Genomic DNA, 19,587 nt, shown 5'->3' on the forward strand with positions numbered 1-19,587 from the left:
GTACTATGTGGTCAGACCACACGAAAGAGAGATCTCCATGGTGCAGCGACAGCTCCCCAAGGTCGGCGAGCTCCTCGAGCTCATGCAGTTCAAGAAGCCCGAGCTCGACGCGCGCAAGCGCCGCCTCGACGCCGCGCTGACGATCGCCGACCTGCGCACGATCGCGAAGCGACGCACACCCAAGGCCGCCTTCGACTACACCGACGGCGCCGCCGAGGGCGAGCTCTCGCTCGACCGCGCCCGTCGCGCGTTCGAAGACGTTGAGCTCCACCCCGACATCCTGCGTCCCGCCGCCGACGTCGACACCTCGTGCGAGATCCTCGGCGGCCCCTCCGCCCTCCCCTTCGGCATCGCCCCCACGGGCTTCACGCGGCTCATGCAGACCGAGGGGGAGACCGCGGGCGCCTCCGCGGCGGCCGCCGCCGGCATCCCGTTCACCCTCTCGACGCTCGGCACCACCTCGATCGAGGGCGTCAAGGCGGCCAACCCGGTCGGGCGCAACTGGTTCCAGCTGTACGTCATGAAGCAGCGCGACATCTCGTACGGCCTCGTCGAGCGCGCCGCCAAGGCCGGCTTCGACACCCTGCAGTTCACCGTCGACACCCCCATCGCCGGCGCCCGCCTGCGCGACAAGCGCAACGGTTTCTCGATCCCGCCGCAGCTGACCGTCGGAACGATCGTCAACGCGATCCCGCGCCCGTGGTGGTGGATCGACTTCCTCACCACGCCCAAGCTCGAGTTCGCCTCGCTCAGCACCACCGGCGGCACCGTCGGTGAGCTGCTGAACGCCGCGATGGACCCGACCATCAGCTACGACGACCTCGACGTCATCCGCGGCATGTGGCCGGGCAAGATCGTCGTCAAGGGCGTGCAGAACGTTCAGGATGCCGCTCGCCTCATCGACCGCGGAGTCGACGGCATCGTGCTCTCGAACCACGGCGGGCGTCAGCTCGACCGCGCGCCGATCCCCTTCCACCTGCTGCCGAAGGTCGTGCGCGAGGTGGGCAAGGACGCCACGGTCATGGTCGACACCGGCATCATGAACGGCGCCGACATCGTGGCATCCATCGCCCTCGGCGCGAAGTTCACGCTGATCGGCCGGGCCTATCTCTACGGCCTCATGGCCGGCGGACGCCAGGGCGTCGACCGCACGATCGCGATCCTGCGCAGCGAGATCGAGCGCACGATGACCCTGCTCGGCGTCTCGTCGCTCGACGAGCTCGAGCCCCGTCACGTGACGCAGCTGACGCGGCTGGTGCCGGTGGCGGATGCCGCGGGGGTCGACGCGCGGGTGTGACGCCGCGGCGGGAGCGCAGTCTCGGGCCGCGCGGGCTGGGGTTTTGCGCGCGGCGGCGCCGGGGTCTCGCGCACGCTCAGTGATTTGCGCAAGCTCAGCGCGATTCGCGGCGAGGCCGCGGAGGTTGTGCGGATCGCTGAGGTTGTGCGAGCGTGGCCCGCGCGCCGGGCGCCCGGACCCACGCCCCACGCCCCACGCCCCACGCCCCACGCCCCACGCCCCACGCCCCACGCCCCCGCGGGGCCTCAGCCCCGCGGGGCTTCGCTCGCGCGCGACCTCAGCGCGGCGGCGCCAGCAGCCCGCCCAGAGCCCCGAGCACGTCGGCGAGCGGCATCGACGGATCGAGCAGCCACTGCACCTGCAGGCCGTCCGAGGCGGCGATGAGCAGGGCGGCGATGCGGTCGGGGTCGATGTCGGCGCGGACGCGTCCGTCGGCCTGCTCGGTGCGCAGGCGTTCGGCGAGCTCGCCGCGCAGGCGTGAGAAGCGCTCGGTGAAGTAGGCGCGGGCGGTCGCGCTGTCGTCTTTCAGCGAGGCGGCGACGAGCGTGGTGTAGAGCTCGACGAGTCCCGGCACCGAGGTGTTGTGGGCCGCCGCGTCGGTGAGGGTGGAGAGGGCGGATGCCGCGGGCTCCGGCGGCCGCTGGCGATTGGCGTGGTCGTATACGGCGACGAGCAGCTGCTCGCGCGAGTCGAAGTAGTGCAGCAGGGCCGCGTGCGACACGCCGAGCGCGCGGGCGATGCTGCGCAGCGACGCCCCCTCGGCGCCGCGCTCGGCGAAGACCTCGATCGCGCGGTCGAGGATCTCCTGCCGCCGCGCGACGCCCTTCGAGTACGCCCCCGACCGGCCGAGGCGGTCGTCGTCGGACGCCGAGGGGGTGTCGTCGTCACGCCGCATCCCGCCAGTGTAGGGGCATCAAAAGCAACCACTGGTCGGTTTAGTGGTACCGTTCCCATCAGGCGTCTCCCGACGCCGTTCGACGACGAACGAGGAAGGTCCGATGTCGCTCCCCACCCCCTCCGTGCAGCTCTACACCCTGGTCGAGGAGTTCCGCGCCGATCCGGCCCGGTCGCTCGACCGGCTCGCCGCGATCGGCCTCCAGCACGTGGAGGCGTTCGACTTCGTCGGTCGACCCGCCGAGATCCGGGCGGCCCTGGATGCCAGCGGGCTCACCGCCCCGACCGGACACGCGCCGCTGCTCTCCGACGAGCTGTGGACCCCCGACGGGTCCATCCCCACGCCCGAGCCCGAGGCCGTGCTCGAGGCGGCCGCCGTCGTCGGGCTGACCACCGTGATCGACCCCTTCGTCGAGCCGGTGCGCTGGTCGACCGTCGACGGGGTGAACGAGATCGCCGACCGCCTCAACGCCGTCGCCGACCTCGCCGCGACGTACGGACTGAGCGTGGGCTACCACAACCACGCGCAGGAGTTCCTGCTCGACATCGACGGGCGCAGCGCCCTCGAGCACGTCGTCGCGCGCACCGACGAGCGCATCGCGATCGAGCTCGACCTGTTCTGGGCGCTCACCGGCGGGCAGGACGTGCCGGCCCTCGTGCAGCGCCTCGGATCACGCCTGCTGGCCGTGCACGTCAAGGACGGCTTCGTCCCCGCCGAGAACCCGTTCGGCGTCGACGCCGATCGCACGGTCACTCGCCACCTCGACCAGCGTCGTCCGGGCGAGGGGCACGTGCCGCTCGTCGAGGCGATGCGGGCGACGGATGCCGTTCGCTGGGCGGTCATCGAGTACGACCAGTCGCCGGGCGACGTGTTCGACGACATCGCCGCGAGCTACGCGTTCCTGCTCGAGAAGGGTCTCGCGGCGTGAGCGCGCCCGTGGGCATCGGCATCATCGGCGCGGGCGTCATCAGCGACACCTACCTCGAGAACCTCACGTCGTTCCCCGATGTGGAGGTGCTCGTCGTCGGCGACATGATCGCCGACCGCGCCCGCGCGAAGGCCGAGCAGTACGGCGTGCCCGCGTGGGGGACGGCCGACGACGTCCTCGCGCACCCCGACGTGCAGGTCGTGGTCAACCTGACCATCCCCGCCGTGCACGTCGAGGTCTCGGCGGCGGCGATCGCCGCGGGCAAGCACGTGTGGACCGAGAAGCCCCTCGGCCTCGATCGCGAGAGCACCGCGCGTCTGGTGGCGGATGCCGCGGCGGCGGGCCTGCGCATCGGATCCGCGCCCGACACGATCCTCGGTCCCGGGTTCCAGTCGGCCAAGCGCGCGATTCGCGACGGGATCGTCGGTGAGCCCCTCTTCGCGCAGGCGTCGTTCCAGACGCAGGGACCGGATCTCTGGCATCCGGGGCCGCAGTTCCTCTTCGCGCGCGGCGCCGGTCCGCTGCTCGACATGGGGCCGTACTACGTGTCGGCTCTCGTGAGCCTCTTCGGTCCGGTCGACCGGGTCGCGGCGATCGGCTCGCGCCCGCGCCCGCGGCGCCGCATCCACACCGGGCCCGCCGCCGGCGAGCTGTTCGACGTCGAGGTGCCCACCACGATGCAGCTGATCCTCTCGTTCGAGGGCGGGCAGCAGGCGCAGGCGCTGTTCAGTTTCGACTCCGCCCTCGAGAGGGCCGGAGTGCTCGAGGTGCACGGCACCGAGGGGTCGATCTTCCTCCCCGACCCCAACCATTTCGAGGGCGAGATCAGCCGCATCGAACCCCTGGGCGTGCTCCTCGATCACGTGCGTCCGGAGCAGGAGCGCATCGCCGTCGCGCAGGAGGGCGTGGCCGTGGGCCGCGGTCTCGGACTGCTCGACATGGTGCGCGCGATCGCCGAGGACCGCCCCCACGTGGCGACCGGCGAGCTCGGCTACCACGTGCTCGACGTGCTGCTGTCGGCCGAGGAGTCGGCGGCGGGAGCGGGGTTCGTGACGGTCGAGAGCACTCTGACCGCCCCGGTGCCGGTCGTGCCGCGCGAGATGGATCCCTTCGCCCGCACGCTCTGAGCGGGCCGCTCCCGCCGGCGGGTGCACCGCCTTGCCGGTGGGGGCGGTCTCGGAGGCGTCCGCGCATGCCGAGGAGAAACTACTTGCCAATATGGAAAGTAGTTGCAAGGATGGAGGCACCGAAAGGAGTCCCCATGGACACCCCCTCCGCCGTCACCGCCCCCGAAGCGCGCCTCCTCCTCGAGCGGGCCGCTCGGCTCAGTCGGTCCGCCCACGACGCGACCCGCTGGCCGTACATCACCTTCATCGTGGCCCTGGGGGTGGCGACCTCGATGGGCACCTTCGCGATGGCCCTCGCCACCGGCGACGCGTTCGGTCTCGCCTACGTCGGCACCCTGGCGGTGACCTTCGCGCTGCTGCTCTTCTTCGTCATCAGCATCCAGGGTCGCTCCGCCTTCGCCCGCAGTCGGCGCTGGACCGTCTACATCGCGAGCTGGTTCACCTCCTACGCCATCGCGTTGTCGGTGGTCATCTGGGCGCACGGCTCGGTGGTGCTCGCGAGCGTGGCCTCGGGGCTCGTGCTCGTCGTGGCCCTCGCCTGCGCGGCGCGCGAGGCCCGCTCGTGACCCTGGCGCCGCAGCATCCGCGTCACCGTCTCGACGACCTCCTGCAGAACGCCGTGCGCTTCTCGATCATGGCCGCTCTCGACCGGGCGACGACCCTCGGTTTCCGGGAGGTGCGGGATGCCGTCGAGGTCACGGATTCCGCTCTGAGCAAGCAGGTCTCCGCGCTTGAGGCCGCCGGATACCTCTCGGTGGGCAAGTCGTTCGCGGGCAAGATGCCGCGCACCTCGCTGACGATGACCACGGACGGGCGGGCGGCCTGGCGGAGCCACCTCGCGGCGCTGCGCGAGATCGCCGGCATCCCCGACTGACCGGAGCGGCGACGGGTCGGCCGTGCGCGCGGTCGGGACGGTCACTCCGGCCGGCAATACGGGCGCCCGAAGCCGAACAGCACCCCGCCGACGGGCACGGATGCCGCGGAGTCGGCCGACCACCGGGCTCCGACGTTGGCGCGCACGGTCACGCGGTCGGTCCGAGAGATCGAGAACGAGCCGTCCGCGGGCACACGCGCGGAACGCGCGTTCGCGGGGATGTCGGTGAGGACGACCCGTCCATTCACCAGCAGATCGAACCCTCGCGGATCCCACCCGTCGTAGCTCCACGACACGACGGCCCCGAAGAAGTCGCTCCGGCACTGCAGGCCGGAAGGTGGCGAGACCCGTCCCGCCGTGATTCCCGCCGGCGCGGCCGACGCGTCGGCGAGGGTGGCCCACGACGGCGTCGCCGCCGCGCCCAGGGCGAGGGCCACCGCCGTCGCGAGCCCGAGGGCGCGCCGAGCGCGTCGCGTCGGGGGAGGTGGCCGGCGCTCCGCCCCGTCACCCGTGTCGGGAGACGGGCCCGCCGCGGCGGCGTCATCGGCCGGGTCGGGCGACGTCGCAAGCGGTGAGGGCGAGGCGCCGGGAGCCGGCGCGGGAGGGGAGGCGCCCCGAGGCGGGGGTGCCGCCGTCGCGCCCGCCGGCGTCGGCACCCGCCCCGTCCGCCGGGAGCGGCGGGACGGGGGTGGATGGTCGTCATCGTCCCCCTTGCGCAGCGCCACCACGAGGCACAGGGCGAACGCCGCGGCGACGGCGGCGAGCGGGACGACCTCGCCCGTGCGCAGCCACACGATCGGCATCCCGATCCACGGCACCCGCAGCACCCCGACGCCGAGGACGGCATCGGGGTGCAGGGGCGACGAGTCGGCCGCGGGATTCGCGTCGCCCTTCGTGACGAGATCGCCGTCGGGGGCGAGGTCGACGATGCGGTGGAGGCGCAGGCGATCCGTGCGGTCGGGGTCGGTGGCCAGCACGACGCGCCCCGTCAGGAGCGCGTCGTGCGGGAGCGGGCGCGCGACGACCACGTCGCCCACGTCGATCGCCGGCGCCATCGACGCCGTCATGACCGTGGTGGGATGCCACCCCAGGGCGACCGGCGCCGCCGCCCAGAACCCGAGTGCCAGGATCAGCGTCACGACCGCCCGCGCCGCTGCGACCCCGACGACGAGGAGGAAGCGACTCGAGCGCATCGGATCAGCTGTTCTGCGCTTCCCAGACGAACGAGGTCGATGCGGTGCCGCCCTGGACGCTGTTCGGGGCGTCGTCGGAGAGCTTCCACGTGATGCGGAAGGTGCGCGTCTCCGCACTTCCGCCCGCGGGGCTCCAGGTGGAGAGCCCGGTGGCGAAGGACGACGACGCGCCGACGAAGCCGGCGAGGCTCCCCGCGAACACCGTGTTCTGCGAGGAGAAGCCGTCGCAGGTGCCGTAGCCGCCGCCGACGCCCTGCTCGATGACCAGGGCGAGGTGGTCGGACAGACCCGCCGTCGCCGTGGCGTCGTCGGCGTACAACCGCACCTCCGAGGCGAGCGAACCGGTCGAGGTCACGGCGATGCACGTGGTTCCGGCGTCTCCGGGCTTGGCGTTCGGTGCGGTGAAGAGGGCGCGACCCGCGGCGTCGTCGGCGAGCTGGACGGTGCCGGCGCGCCAGCTGTTCTGCTCGTTCGAGGTGGTGTCCGAGAAGGCGGCGTAGGAGCTCGTCGACACCAGCGCTCCCGCGGCCACGACGGCGGCGGGAAGGGCGATCGCGGTGGCGATGCGAGAGGAACGGCGCGTGAACTTCGGCATGATGGATCTCCCCACGAGATCGGTAGCGGTTAGGACACCTGCACAGTAGGAGAGGGCCCCGCCCGACGCGCGGACGGGCGGAGGCTTGACGCCCCCGCCCGTCGTGCTCTATGCGTGCGAATGGACCTTTCCCGGCGCCTACGACGCCGTCGCCGTCTCTTCCCGCGCCCCCTCCCGTCGCGCGGCGCCCGAACCGAGCGTGAGGGTCGAGGCGAGCCCGAGCACGAGGAATCCCGCCGCCGTGAACGCGGCCGCGCGGGTCCCGTCGCTGAACGCGGCCCGGGCGTTGATCGCCAGGTCCTGCGTCTCGGGCGAGGCGGCGAGACCGGCGATCGCCGCTCCCGCGCTGTCGACCACCTGCGACACGACCTGATCGCGCTGGGCGGCCGGGATGCCGCGGTCGTCGAGGGTGGATGCCAGAACCCCCGCCGTGGTCGAGAAGAGCACCGTGCCGAGCACGGCGACGCCGAGGGCGCCGCCCAGCTGCCGCGAGGTCGACTGGGTGCCCGAGGCCTGTCCACTGGCCGCCGGGGGTACCTCGGCGAGCACGACGCCCGTGAGCTGCGCGGTAGCGAGTCCGACACCGACCCCGTAGACGAAGAGGAAGGGGATGAGCGGTCCCCACGTGGCATCCGGACCGATCGTGAACGCGACTCCCGCGACGCCGACGATCTCGGCCAGAAGGCCGCCGCGCACGATCCAGACCGGGGCGACGCGGCCGCTGAGTGCTCCGGCGATGCCGCTCGCCACGAACGAGCCGACCGCGAGCGAGAGCAGCAGCAGGCCCGTCTGCAGGGCGTCGAAGCCGACGACGAACTGCAGCCACAGGGGCAGGGCGAGGATGATGCCGAACTCCCCGAGGGAGACGACCGCGGCGGCGATGTTGCCGTTGCGGAACGAGGCGATGCGGAAGAGCCCGAAGGCGAGCAGGGTGGACTCGCCGCGACGCTGGCGGCGCAGGCCCCACGCGATGAAGGCGACGAGGGCGACGAGGGCGACCGCGAAGGCGAGGGGGACCGGCGACAGCTCTAGCGGCCAGGTCCAGTCGCCGATGGTGGGGGCGGTGTCCACCGCCCACCAGCCGTAGGTGCGTCCCTCGATGAGTCCGAACACGAGCGGCGCCATGGTCAGCACCGACAGAAGGGCGCCGACGCCGTCGATGCGCTCCACGCGGTCGCTGCGCGACTCGGCGACCGTGAGGAGGACGCCGATCACGATGATGACGCCGAGCGGGATGTTGATGCCGAACGCCCACCGCCACGAGAAGGCGGTCGTGAGCCACCCGCCGAGCAGGGGACCGACGGCGGCCATTCCGCCGATCGTGGAGCCCCACACGGCGAAGGCGATGCCGCGCTCGCGTCCGCGGAAGGTGGCGTTGATGATCGACAGCGTCGTGGGCAGGATCATCGAGCCGCCGACGCCCTGGATGAGGCGGGCCAGGATGAGCAGCCCGCCGCTCGGCGCGAGCGCAGCCGCGATCGAGGCGAGTCCGAAGATGACGACGCCCAGCAGCATGAGGCGGCGTCGGCCGAAGCGGTCCGCGAGGCTGCCGAACACCAGCAGCAGCGAGGCGAAAACGAGGGTGTAGGCCTCTTGGACCCACTGCACCTCGGTCGAGGAGATCTTGAGCTCTTCGACGATCGAGGGCACGGCGACGTTGACGATCGTCGAGTCGACGATGATCAGCGAGACGGCGATGCTGATGAAGACGAGGCCCGCCCAGCGGCGCCCATCCCTGTTTCCGGTCATGTAGCTAGATTATCTAGCTAGATTATCGAGGGAAAGGGCTTGCGTGAGATTCGCACTTTCGACACGCTCCCGCGCCCTGGGCGGCCTCGACGGTCCGGATGCCGCCGGGAATGCGCCACCGCGCGTCCTCGGTCGCCGCGGGGTCAGGCGCCGTGCCGCGGGCGGGGGGTGGCGCGTGCGGGCCGCTCGCCCGGCGGGAGGGGGATGGGCGTGGTCCCGGCGATCTCGTCGCTGAAGTCCTCGGGCTCGGGCGTCACGGTCGCGATCGGCCGGGTCTCGTCGATCGTGAGGCGGAAGCGCTTGGTGTCATGGCGGTGGACGCGCCCCGACGCGAGGGTCCAGGTCACGCCGATCCCGCACGCGACGAGGGCGACGCCCGCCGCGAGGGCGATGGCTGTCCGCGGGCCGAACTCGGCCGCCACCGCCCCGACGATGGGGGCGCCGACGGGTGTTCCGCCGAGGAGGATCGCCATGTAGAGGGCGAGGACGCGCCCGCGCAGGGCGGGGTCGGTCGTCGTCTGCACGTACCCGTTGGCGGTGGTCAGGGTGGTGACGACGCAGAACCCGGTGAGCACCAGCGTGACCGCGTAGGTCTCGTACGAGGGAGCGAGGACCGAGAGGGCGGATGCCACGGCGAAGCCGCCCGCGCCCAGCACGACCACGCGCATCCGGGCGCGTTCGCGGCGCGCGGCGAGCAGGGCGCCGGCGAGCGAGCCGATCGCGACGAACGAGCTCAGCAGGCCGAAGCCGTCGGCGCCGCGTCCGAAGGCGAGGGCCATGGTCGAGGCGAAGATCGGGAAATTCATGCCGAACGCGCCGAGCAGGAACACCATGACGAAGATCACGATGAGATCCGGCCGGCGCGCGACGTAGCGGAAGCCGTCGGCGAGTCGTGCCGGTCCGCCCCGCCGGTGGTGCACCACGAGTTCGTGCGGGCGCATGACGAGCAGCGCGGTGATCATCGCGAGGAACGTGAAGGCGTTGACGAGGAACACCCAGCCGGTGCCGACCGCGACGATCATCACGCCCGCCACGGCCGGTCCGATCAGGCGCGCGGTGTTGAACGACGCGGCGTTGAGGGCGACGGCGTTGGAGGCGTTCTCCTGTGCGACGAGGTCGGAGACGAACGCCTGGCGGGCGGGGTTGTCGAAGGCGGTGACGACGCCGAGCGCGAGGGCGAAGCCGAACATCAGCGGAAGCGTCATCGCGCCGGTCAGCAGCAGGATGCCGAGGGTCACGGCCAGCGCGAGCAGGGCCGACTGCGTGCACATGATGAGCTTGCGTCGGTCGAAGCGGTCGGCCACCCACCCCGTGACGCCCACGAGCAGCAGCGGCGGAGCGAACTGCAGGGCCATGGTCACGCCCATCGCGGCGGCGTCGTTGTCGGTGAGCTGCGTGAGCACGACCCAGTTCTGCGCGGTCGCCTGCATCCACGCGCCGACGTTGGAGACGAGGGCCCCGACGAACCACACGCGGTAGTTGAAGATCGACAGCGACCGGAACATCGACGTGCTCACCGGTCGGCCACCTTGCGCATGATCACCGCGGCGCGCGCGAGGATGTCGCGCTCCTCCGCGGTGAGATCGGCGAGCGCCTCCTCCACGAAGGCGTCACGGCGGCGGACGGTCTCGTCGACGATCGTGCGCCCGAAGTCGGTGAGGTCGATCGTCACGCGGCGACGATCGACCTCGTCGGGGATGCGGCTGATGTAGCCGGCCTCCTCGAGAAGCGACACCGTGCGGTTCATCGACGGGGCGGTGACGCGCTCGCGATCGGCCAGCTGGCCGAGCGTGTGCGCGCCGTGCACCGTCAGAGCGGCGAGGACGGCGAACTGCCCGTCGCTCATGGTGTCGACGGCCCGCTGCGCCCGAAGGCGGCGGGCCAGGCGGAACGTGGCCATGCGCAGCTCGGAGGCCGCGGCGCTGAAGTCATGACTCAGGTCGGGAAGGGGGGATTCGTCGACGCGATCGTTCATGTTCCTGACCATGAGGATAGCTCATTAGCCTTGCTAACGGAATGGGCGGATGTCGACGCGTCCGCGAAGACCGGGCCGGGCGGTCGCCGCCGCCCTAAACTCGGCGCATGCCCGAGTTCGTCGACGCCTACGGCATCCCGATCGTCTACGACGTGTACGAGGCGGACCGCCCACGGGCGGTCGTGCAACTGCTGCACGGGGTGGGGGAGCACGCCGGCCGGTACGCCGCGCTCATCGACGCCCTCGTCGCCGACGGCTACACGGTCTACGCCGACGACCACCGCGGCCACGGCCGCACCGGGCTCCGCCAGTGGGGCGGCGATCACAGCCGTCTCGGGCGGCTCGGCCCCGGCGGACACGGGGCCGCTCGGGACGCCGTCTGGACCCTCACGCAGCTCATCCGCGAGGCGCACCCGGATCTGCCGCTCGTCCTGCTCGGGCACTCGTGGGGCTCGTTCCTCGCGCAGATGCTGCTGGATCGGCATCCGGATGCCTACGACGCCGTCGTGCTGAGCGGATCCGCCCTGCGCTGGCCCGGCTCCCTGAACGCCGGCGACCTCAACGCCCCGTGGAAGCACCTGCGCGGATCGGGGATGGAGTGGCTCTCGAGCGACGAGCAGGTCGGGCGCGACTTCGTCGCCGACCCCCTCACCACCTCCGAGCCGCTGATGAAGCTGTTCGGGCCGATCGAGGCGGCCAAGCTGTTCGGGCGCCCGCGCCGCGACCTCGGGCGCGATGTGCCGATTCTGCTCATGGTCGGTCGCGACGACACCGTGGGCGGCCCCCGGAGCGTCCACCGACTCGCCGACGCGTACCGCGAGCGGTCGGGCCTGACCGACGTGACCACCCTGGTGTACCCGGGTGCGCGTCACGAGATCTTCGCGGAGCGGGAGCAGGATGCCGTCCGCGCCGACCTGCTCGCGTGGCTCGACCGGCGGGTTCCGGCGCGGGGCTGAGGCGTCTCCCCCCCCGGACCCTGAGCCTGTCGAGGGGTCCCGACCCCCGCGGCCCCCAGGGCCCGAGCCTGTCGAGGGGTCCGGTCTCTCCGCCGCGCCCGCCTCACCCTGCGGCATCCGTCGCCCGCGCCGCGACCGTGCGCATCGCGGCGAGCACGCGTCGGACCGCCGCGTAGGCGAGGGCGTCGGGGCGGGCGAGGGCGTCGACGTGGCGCACGAGCGGGAGGTCGACGAGCGGACGCAGCACGAGCCCCGCCCCGGCGAGCGGCAGTGCGGTGGTGCGCGGGAGCACCGCGATCGCCGCTCCCGCGCGCACGACCTCGGCGGTGACCGAGAACTCGTTGATGCGGTGGGCGATGTCGAGGGGGCGCCCGACGTGCGCGGCGAGATGGTCGAGGACGCCCGCGAGAGGGAACCCGGGATGCACCGACACCCAGCGTTCGCCGGCCACGTCGTCGGCGCGCAACCGCTCGCGCCGAGCAAGGGGATGCGCCGCGGGCAGGGCGATGTCGAGCGCCTCGGTCAGCAGCGGTGTCGCCACCACCCGATCGGCGGGCCAGGGTTCGTCGTGCGCGAGGCGGTGCGCGATCACCAGGTCGTGGTCGGCGGTCCGGCCCGGGAAGTCCCGGTGCGCCACATCGGCGTCGGCGAGATGGAGGGGCGGGATGCCGTCGAGCTCGCGCAGCAGCGGACCGAACAGCGCGAGTCCCGCACTGTGGAAGGCCGACACGCGCACCGGGCGTTCGTCGCTGTCGAGGAACGCGCCGACCGCCTCGCGCGCGGCGGTCAGCGCCTCGTCGACGCGCGTGCCGGCGGCGGCGAGGGCCTCTCCCGCTGCGGTGAGGGCCAGCACGCGGCCGCGACGCGCCGTCAGGGGCACCGGAACGCGCGCCTGCAGATGGGCGAGCTGCTGCGACACCGCCGACGCCGAGACGTGCAGCGCCGCGGCGACCGCGGCCACGCTTCCGCGATCGCCGAGTTCGCGGAGGGTGCGCAGATGGACAGGATCCATAAGCTCGAACTTACGAGATCGTGAAGCAGAACGTCGTTGATCTTCCGAGTGTTCGCGCCGAGGCTGAACGCATGACCCGTCGCCCGTCCGAGATCGTCGTCGACCTCCTCCTCATCGCCGTGGCGGCGGTCTGGGGTGCGAGCTTCCTGGCCGCGAAAGACCTCGCCGCCGAGGTCGGCGTCGCTCCCGCGGTCGCCCTCCGCTTCCTCGTCGCGGCTGCCGCGCTCGGGGTGGTCTGCGCGGCGCGACGGGAACGGATGCCGCGCGGCCGCGGTCTCGCGATCGCGGCGCTGCTCGGCTGCTCGCAGGCGGCCGTGATCGGTCTCGAGACGTGGGGCGTCCACCTCACCTCGGCCACCAACGCGGGACTGCTCATCAGCCTCGCCCTCGTCTTCACGCCCGTGCTCGAGAGCATCGCGGCGCGGTCGTGGCTGCCGCGGTCGTACTTCGTCGCCGCCGTGGCGGCGGTGGTCGGGGTCTTCCTCCTCGTCTCCGGGGGAGGACTCCGGATGCCGACCGTCGGTGACGCCCTCGTCATCGCCGCGGCCGTGGTGCGCGCCGTGCACGTCACCGCGAGCGCCCGGCTCACGCGCGGGCGCAGCGACAGCAGTCTCGCGGTCGTGCTTGTGCAGCTGACCGTGTGCGCGGTGGCCTCGTCGGCGGTGGCGGGCGGCGACCTCCCCCTCGCGGTGGGTCGGCTCTCGGCATCCGGGTGGATCGACGTGCTGTTCCTCGGGCTGATGTGCTCGGTGTTCGCTTTCGTCGTGCAGCTGTGGGCCGTGCGCCGCACCTCGGCGACGCGCGCGAGCATCCTGATGGGCACCGAACCGGTGTGGGCGCTCGCCGTGGGGGTGGCCGTCGGAGGAGAGGCCGTCGGCGCCCCGGGGCTGGTCGGCGCAGCGCTGATCGTCGCCGCCTCGTACGCGGGCCAGGCCATCGAGCGCCGCCACCGTCGCGCGCTCGCCGCTGCGCCCCCGGCCGCGTCCCCCACCGCGGGCGTCGCCGCGGGCGCCGAGACTGCACGGCGCTGACATCTCGGCGGCATCCTGCAACCGTTTCGTCGTCCGGATGCAGTCTCGGTGAGCCGCGAGCCGCGACGCCGCCTCGTCTCGCCGTCCCGACGGCCGCGCCTCGCCCCCGCGCCCCGCCCCCGCGCCCCGCCGTCCCGACGGCCGCGCCCCCGCCGTAGGCTGGACGCATGCACGGCGAGTACAAGGTCCCGGGGGGCAAGCTGGTCGTCGTCGACCTCGAGGAGCGCGAGGGCCGGATCCACGGCTTCCACCTCGCGGGAGACTTCTTCCTCGAACCCGACGACGCCCTCGACGACATCGACGCGGCCGTGAACGGGCTGCCCGTCGAGTCAGACGTCCCCACGATCGCGGCGGCCATCCGCCAGGCGCTGCCCGCGGGCGCGCAGCTGCTCGGTTTCACCCCCGAGTCGGTGGCCACGGCCATCCGTCGCGCGCTGGTCACGGCCCCCGGCTGGGCCGACTTCGAGTGGGAGGTCGTGCACGACGCCCCGGTCTCGCCGCGCATGAACCTGGCCCTCGACGAGGTGCTCACCGCCCGCGTGGGCGCGGGGCTGCGCAAGCCCACGCTGCGCCTGTGGGAGTGGAACGAGAACGCCGTCGTGATCGGTTCGTTCCAGTCGCTGCGCAACGAGGTCGACCCCGAGGGCGCCGAGAAGCACGGCTTCGACGTGGTGCGCCGCATCTCCGGCGGCGGCGCGATGCTCATGGCCGCGAACTCGATCGTGACGTACTCGCTGTACGTGCCGGCATCCCTCGTCGCCGGAATGACCTTCGCCGACTCGTACGCCTTCCTCGACGACTGGGTGCTGCAGGCCCTCCGCTCGCTCGGCATCGACGCGGTCTATCAGCCGCTGAACGACATCGCCGGACCCCACGGCAAGATCGGCGGGGCCGCGCAGAAGCGCCTCGCCAACGGCGGCGTTCTGCACCACGCGACCCTCAGCTACGACATGGACGGCCAGGTGCTCACCGAGGTGCTGCGCATCGGTCGCGAGAAGCTCAGCGACAAGGGCACCGTCTCGGCCGCGAAGCGCGTCGACCCCCTGCGCAGCCAGACCGGCCTGCCGCGCGACGAGGTCATCGAGCGCTTCATCCAGACCTTCACCACGCTCTACGGCGCGACCGAGGGTCGCATCTCCGACGAGGAGTACGCCGAGGCCGAAGCGCTCGTCGAGACGAAGTTCGCCACCGACGCGTGGCTGCAGCGCGTCCCGTGAGCACCGAGGCCCTGTCCGACGCCCCCGCTCCCGGCCGCGTCGAGATCCACCATGCCGACAATCTGACGGTGACCCCGGCCCTTCCCGACGGGTCATTCGCCCTCGTCTACCTCGACCCGCCGTTCAACACCGGGCGCACGCGCTCGAAGGCCGTCGAGTCGGCGACGTGGACGCCCCCGGTCGAAGAGCCTCAGGATGCCGCGGAGCCCGAGGCCGTGGCATCCGATCCCAATATGCTGACGTTCCCCGAGGAGGAACCGCCCCCGCCCCCGGTGGTTCAGCGCGGCTTCCACGGCCGCGAGTACGCGCGCCTGCGCGGAGACCTGCGCACCTACGACGACCGCTTCGACGACTACTGGGGATTCCTCGAGCCGAGGCTGGTCGAGGCCTGGCGCCTGCTCGCCGACAACGGCACGCTCTACCTGCACCTCGATTACCGCGAGGTGCACTACGCCAAGGTGATGTGCGACGCGCTGTTCGGCCGCGACAAGTTCCTCAACGAGCTCATCTGGGCCTACGACTACGGTGCGAAGACCAAGCGCCGCTGGCCCACGAAGCACGAGACGATCCTCGTGTACGTGAAGAACCCCTCGACCTACTTCTTCGATTCGGATGCCGTGGACCGCGAGCCCTACATGGCCCCCGGTCTCGTGACCGCCGAGAAGGCCGCGCGCGGCAAGATGCCCACCGACGTGTGGTGGCACACCATCGTTCCGACGACCGGTCGCGAGAAGACGGGCTATCCGACGCAGAAGCCCGAGGGCGTGCTGCGGCGCATGGTGCAGGCCTCGAGCCGCCCCGGCGATCGCGTGCTCGACATGTTCGCCGGCAGCGGCACGCTCGGCGCGGTCGCCGCCCCGCTCGGCCGCGACGCCGTGCTCATCGACGACAACGCGGATGCCGTGGCCGTGATGCACAAGCGCCTGGAGCCGTTCGCGGGCTGAGTGCGTCGTCGCGGTACTGCCGGGGCGCCCGCCGTGCAGTGGGGTGTCCGGCATCCGCCCCGGTGCACGTATCGCGCCCCACGCGCCCCACTCCACGCGCCCAACCCCCGACCGGCCTTGCGCATCGCGGAGTTTGCCGCGCCTCCGGGCCGCCCGCGCGAAGCCGGCGCCCGGTGCCGCCGCGGCCGGTTCGGGACCCGCGGCCCCCGACGTCGGCCCCCACGCCTAGGGTGAGCCCATGGACTTCGGCATCTTCATCCCCCAGGGCTGGCGGTTCGACCTCGTCGGCATCGATCCCTCCGAACACTGGCGCGTCATGAACGCGCTCGCCCAGAGCGCCGACGACGGCCCCTGGGCCTCGCTCTGGGTCTACGACCACTTCCACACCACCCCGGTTCCCAGCCGCGAGGCCACCCACGAGGCGTGGTCGCTCATGGCCGCGTTCGCCGCGGCGACCGACCGCGTGCGCCTCGGCCAGATGTGCACCTGCATGGGCTACCGAAACCCGGCCTATCTCGCGAAGGTCGCCGCCACCGTCGACGCGATCTCGGGTGGTCGTGCGGAGATGGGCATCGGCGGCGGCTGGTACGAGCACGAGTGGAAGGCCTACGGCTACGGCTTCCCGCCCATCGCCGAGCGCCTCGGCCGCTTGCGCGAGGGCGTCGAGATCATGCATCAGGCGTGGACCACCGGCGAGGCGACCCTCTCGGGCGAGTACTACGAGGTCGACGGGGCGATCGTGCAGCCCCAGCCGCTCCAGCCCGGTGGCATCCCGCTGTGGATCGCCGGCGGCGGCGAGAAGGTCACGCTCAAGATCGCGGCGAAGTACGCCTCGTACACGAACTTCGGCGGCTCGCTGGAGGAGTTCGACCACAAGTCCGAGGTGCTGCGGGGGCACTGCGAGGCCCTCGGTCGCGACGCGGGTGAGATCACCCGGTCGACGAACTTCAACACGATCGTGGCCGAGACCGAGGCCGAGGCCGAGGAGCGGCTCGCCGCGGTCGTCGCGCGTCTGCGTCCGCACGTCGGCGACGAGCGGGCGGATGCCATCGAGGCCGACTACCGCTCGTCCGACGGCTTCGGCACCCCCGAGCAGATCGTCGAGCGTCTGCGCGAGCGCGCCGCGCACGGCCTCGGCTACGCGATCCACTACTTCCCCGAGGCGGCGTACGACACCTCGGGCATCTCGCTGTTCGAGCGCGAGGTGATCCCGCACCTCTGACCGGCCCGGGCGGCGCCGCCCAACCCCGCCCGACCGGGCGCGTGGCGCCGCCCAACCCCGCGATAAACGCTGTTCCTGCCGACACACGCGGAGGAGCAGCGTGTCTCGGCAGGAACAGCGTTTATCGTCGACCGGCTCCGGCTCCAGCTGCGGCGCGGGTCCCGAGCGGGCACGGGCGCGGGCCCACGCCGCAGCCTCAGGCGTCGCGGCGCGCACCCTCCGACGGGGTCACCGTGAAGATGTTGGGACGGCGGAATCCGGATGCCGCGAACGCGGCGTGCACCGCCTCGGTCGCCGCCGGGATCAGCCCGACGGGCATCAGCGCGATGGCCGCTCCGCCGAAGCCCCCGCCCGTCATGCGCGCGCCGAGGGCGCCCGAAGCCAGCGTCGTCTCGACGGCGAGGTCGAGTTCGGGCACCGAGATCTCGAAGTCGTCGCGCATCGAGGCGTGCGAGGCGACGAGCAGGTCGCCGATGGCGGCGGGGCCGTCGGCGTCGAGGGCGGCGACGGTGTCGAGCACGCGCTGGTTCTCGGTGACGACGTGGCGGACGCGGCGGAAGGTGACGTCGTCGAGCATCTCGGCCGCGCGAGGCAGGTCCTCGACCGTCAGGTCGCGCAGCGACGCGACGCCGAAGGCCGCCGCTCCCCGCTCGCAGGCCTCGCGGCGCTCGCGGTACCCGCCCGTGGAGTGGGCGTGCTCGACGAGCGTGTCGACGACGAGGATCGACAGGCCCGCGTCGGCGAAGCCCAGGGGCACGGCCCGCGTCTCGAGGGTGCGGCAGTCGAGGAAGGTCGCCGCATCGGCGACGCCGAGCATCGAGGCCATCTGGTCCATGATCCCGGTGGGCGCCCCGACCGCGTCGTTCTCGGCGATGCGTCCGACGCGGGCCAGGGCGACCTTGTCGAGGCCGGCGTTCCAGACGTCGTTGAGGGCGGATGCCACGGCCCCCTCGATCGCCGCCGACGACGACAGGCCGGCGCCGACCGGGACCTCCGACGCCAGAGCGATGTCGACGCCGCGGGGGGCGGCATCCGGAGCCTCCCGCAGCAGGGCCCACGCCACGCCGAGGGGGTATCCGGCCCAGTCGAGGCCACCGGCGGCGATGCGCGCGTCGAGCTCGGCGAGTGGAACCTCGACCGCGTCGGGCGCGAAGGTCGAGCGCACGCGGATCACGTCGTCGTCGCGCAGCGCGACGGCCGCGGCGGTGCGCTGAGCGATCGCGAAGGGGAAGACGAAACCCTCGTTGTAGTCGGTGTGCTCTCCGATGAGGTTGGCGCGGCCGGGGGCCGACCACACCCCCTCGGGCGGGGCGGCGAGAAGGGCGCGGGCGTCGTCGACGGCGGTCATGCCGTCACCTCCGGAACGGTGTCGAGGGCGGCGCGCAGGCGCTCGGCCTGCGACTCGGGGGTCACGTCGCCGATCCAGGCGCCCATGGCGGCCTCGGATCCGGCGAGGTACTTCAGCTTGTCGGCCGCGCGACGCGGCGAGGTGATCTGCAGGTTCAGGCGTACGGCATCCCGGCCCCGTCCGACCGGCGCCTGGTGCCAGGCGGCGATGTAGGGGGTGGGGGTGTCGTACAGCGCGTCGATGCCGCGCAGCAGGCGCAGGTAGAAGGGGGCGAGTTCGTCGCGCTCGGCATCGGTCGTCTCGGCGAGGTCGGCGACGTGGCGGTGGGGCAGTACGTGCACCTCGATCGGCCAGCGCGCGGCGAACGGCACGAACGCGGTCCAGTGCTCGCCGCGCAGCACGACGCGTTCTCCGCCCTGCTCGAATTCCAGGATACGGGCGAACAGATCGGCGGAGGTGCGCGAGATCGTGTCGAGCAGGCGGTGCGTGCGCGGGGTCACGTAGGGGTACGCGTAGATCTGGCCGTGCGGGTGGGGGAGCGTGACGCCGATCTCCTGACCGCGGTTCTCGAACGGGAAGACCTGGCGGATGCCGGGCAGAGCCGACAGCGCCGCGGTACGGTCGGCCCACGCCTCGATGACGGTGCGGGCGCGCGTGCGCGAGAGCGAGCCGAACGAGCCCTCGTGCTCCGGGCTGAAACACACGACCTCGCAGCGTCCCACCGAGGTGCGCGTGCGTCCGAGACCGAGGTGTTCGAGGTCGTCGTCGCCGCGCGGAGGGTCGACCGCGGCGGGGGCGCCGCCGGTCGCGACGTCGAGGGCGGGGCCGAACGAGGGCGACTTGTTCTCGAACACCGCGACGTCGTACAGCGAGGGGATCTCCGACGGGTTCGTCGGCGTCTGCGGAGACAGCGGGTCGAGGTGGGCGGGCGGGAGGAACGCCCGGTTCTGACGATTGGATGCCACGGTGATCCAGTCGCCGGTGAGCACGTCCTGACGCATGGTCGCGGTGGCCGGGCGCGGGTCGAGGGTGCGGGCGTCGACCGATCGCTCGGCGCCCAGGGTCGTGCCGGGATCGTCGAAGTAGATCAGCTCGCGGCCGTCGGCGAGGTGAGTGGGGCGTTTGATGACGCCGGCGCCCAGGGCGATCGCCGGGGAGGTCTCCGTGTTCACGATAACACGCTACATTCCGGGCGTGCTATCGTCAACATCGGAGGGCGAGATG

The 19,587-nt window shown here is 72.4% G+C and carries 19 protein-coding genes; 10 read left to right on the forward strand and 9 right to left on the reverse strand.

Annotation, left to right across the window (positions count from 1 at the left end; all coding sequences use genetic code 11):
- Positions 1-37 precede the first annotated feature (37 nt).
- A complete protein-coding gene (locus FB047_RS11410) occupies positions 38-1,297 on the forward strand; it encodes an alpha-hydroxy acid oxidase (RefSeq protein WP_136587324.1) in 1,260 nt (419 codons plus the stop codon).
- 277 nt (positions 1,298-1,574) lie between these two features.
- Here FB047_RS11410 and FB047_RS11420 read toward each other — a convergent pair whose 3' ends face one another.
- Positions 1,575-2,192, reverse strand: a complete 618-nt coding sequence (locus tag FB047_RS11420; RefSeq protein WP_136587326.1) for a TetR/AcrR family transcriptional regulator — start codon at positions 2,190-2,192, stop codon at positions 1,575-1,577.
- Positions 2,193-2,295: 103 nt separating this feature from the next.
- On the opposite strand from FB047_RS11420, the gene FB047_RS11425 reads away from it, so the two are divergent.
- The 4 genes from FB047_RS11425 to FB047_RS11440 all read left to right on the forward strand — a co-directional run bounded on the left by FB047_RS11425 (position 2,296) and on the right by FB047_RS11440 (position 5,121).
- Positions 2,296-3,120, forward strand: coding sequence for a sugar phosphate isomerase/epimerase family protein (locus tag FB047_RS11425; RefSeq protein ID WP_136587327.1), 825 nt, complete (start codon positions 2,296-2,298; stop codon positions 3,118-3,120).
- Positions 3,117-4,247, forward strand: coding sequence for a Gfo/Idh/MocA family protein (locus tag FB047_RS11430; protein WP_136587328.1), 1,131 nt, complete (start codon positions 3,117-3,119; stop codon positions 4,245-4,247). Before FB047_RS11425 ends, FB047_RS11430 begins: the two co-directional genes overlap by 4 nt.
- Positions 4,248-4,381: 134 nt before the next feature.
- Complete coding sequence (locus tag FB047_RS11435) at positions 4,382-4,813, forward strand: chemotaxis protein CheY (protein ID WP_136587329.1); 432 nt, start codon at positions 4,382-4,384, stop codon at positions 4,811-4,813.
- Complete coding sequence (locus FB047_RS11440; RefSeq protein WP_136587330.1) at positions 4,810-5,121, forward strand: winged helix-turn-helix domain-containing protein; 312 nt, start codon at positions 4,810-4,812, stop codon at positions 5,119-5,121. The genes FB047_RS11435 and FB047_RS11440 overlap by 4 nt, the downstream gene beginning before the upstream one ends.
- 41 nt (positions 5,122-5,162) lie before the next feature.
- Here the strand turns inward: FB047_RS11440 and FB047_RS11445 are convergent, their stop codons facing one another.
- The 5 genes from FB047_RS11445 to FB047_RS11465 form a co-directional block, all read right to left on the reverse strand.
- Positions 5,163-6,314, reverse strand: a complete 1,152-nt coding sequence (locus tag FB047_RS11445) for a S24/S26 family peptidase (RefSeq protein ID WP_136587331.1) — start codon at positions 6,312-6,314, stop codon at positions 5,163-5,165.
- A gap of 4 nt (positions 6,315-6,318) precedes the next feature.
- Complete coding sequence (locus FB047_RS11450) at positions 6,319-6,909, reverse strand: TasA family protein (protein ID WP_136587332.1); 591 nt, start codon at positions 6,907-6,909, stop codon at positions 6,319-6,321.
- 138 nt (positions 6,910-7,047) lie between these two features.
- Positions 7,048-8,658 (reverse strand): DHA2 family efflux MFS transporter permease subunit, encoded by a 1,611-nt coding sequence (locus FB047_RS11455; protein WP_136587333.1) that lies wholly within the window; start codon positions 8,656-8,658, stop codon positions 7,048-7,050.
- A gap of 143 nt (positions 8,659-8,801) precedes the next feature.
- Positions 8,802-10,163 carry an MFS transporter gene (locus tag FB047_RS11460; RefSeq protein WP_136587445.1) on the reverse strand — a complete coding sequence of 454 codons (1,362 nt, stop codon included), beginning with the start codon at positions 10,161-10,163 and terminating at the stop codon, positions 8,802-8,804.
- Positions 10,164-10,171: 8 nt separating this feature from the next.
- A complete protein-coding gene (locus tag FB047_RS11465; protein ID WP_136587334.1) occupies positions 10,172-10,633 on the reverse strand; it encodes a MarR family winged helix-turn-helix transcriptional regulator in 462 nt (153 codons plus the stop codon).
- A 107-nt stretch (positions 10,634-10,740) separates the two neighbouring features.
- On the opposite strand from FB047_RS11465, the gene FB047_RS11470 reads away from it, so the two are divergent.
- On the forward strand, positions 10,741-11,589 hold the full coding sequence (locus FB047_RS11470; protein ID WP_136587335.1) for an alpha/beta fold hydrolase: 849 nt from the start codon (positions 10,741-10,743) through the stop codon (positions 11,587-11,589).
- 103 nt (positions 11,590-11,692) lie between these two features.
- On the opposite strand, the gene FB047_RS11475 is transcribed toward FB047_RS11470, so the two are convergent.
- Positions 11,693-12,601, reverse strand: a complete 909-nt coding sequence (locus tag FB047_RS11475) for a LysR family transcriptional regulator (protein ID WP_136587336.1) — start codon at positions 12,599-12,601, stop codon at positions 11,693-11,695.
- Positions 12,602-12,672: 71 nt separating this feature from the next.
- Here FB047_RS11475 and FB047_RS11480 point away from each other — a divergent pair, with 71 nt between their 5' ends.
- The 4 genes from FB047_RS11480 to FB047_RS11495 all read left to right on the forward strand — a co-directional run bounded on the left by FB047_RS11480 (position 12,673) and on the right by FB047_RS11495 (position 17,015).
- A complete protein-coding gene (locus tag FB047_RS11480; protein ID WP_136587337.1) occupies positions 12,673-13,632 on the forward strand; it encodes a DMT family transporter in 960 nt (319 codons plus the stop codon).
- A gap of 167 nt (positions 13,633-13,799) precedes the next feature.
- Positions 13,800-14,849, forward strand: a complete 1,050-nt coding sequence (locus tag FB047_RS11485) for a lipoate-protein ligase LplAB (protein ID WP_136587338.1) — start codon at positions 13,800-13,802, stop codon at positions 14,847-14,849.
- Entirely contained in the window at positions 14,846-15,793 is a 948-nt protein-coding gene (locus FB047_RS11490) for a DNA methyltransferase (protein ID WP_136587339.1), read from the forward strand. Before FB047_RS11485 ends, FB047_RS11490 begins: the two co-directional genes overlap by 4 nt.
- Before the next feature lie 238 nt (positions 15,794-16,031).
- Positions 16,032-17,015 carry an LLM class F420-dependent oxidoreductase gene (locus tag FB047_RS11495; protein ID WP_136587340.1) on the forward strand — a complete coding sequence of 328 codons (984 nt, stop codon included), beginning with the start codon at positions 16,032-16,034 and terminating at the stop codon, positions 17,013-17,015.
- 196 nt (positions 17,016-17,211) lie between these two features.
- On the opposite strand, the gene galK is transcribed toward FB047_RS11495, so the two are convergent.
- Entirely contained in the window at positions 17,212-18,363 is a 1,152-nt protein-coding gene (galK, locus tag FB047_RS11500; protein WP_136587341.1) for a galactokinase, read from the reverse strand.
- Positions 18,360-19,535, reverse strand: a complete 1,176-nt coding sequence (gene galT, locus FB047_RS11505; protein WP_136587342.1) for a galactose-1-phosphate uridylyltransferase — start codon at positions 19,533-19,535, stop codon at positions 18,360-18,362. Before galT ends, galK begins: the two co-directional genes overlap by 4 nt.
- Positions 19,536-19,587 lie beyond the last annotated feature (52 nt).

The sequence above is a fragment of the Microbacterium hydrothermale genome (genome assembly GCF_004854025.1).
GTDB classification, from domain to species: domain Bacteria; phylum Actinomycetota; class Actinomycetes; order Actinomycetales; family Microbacteriaceae; genus Microbacterium; species Microbacterium hydrothermale.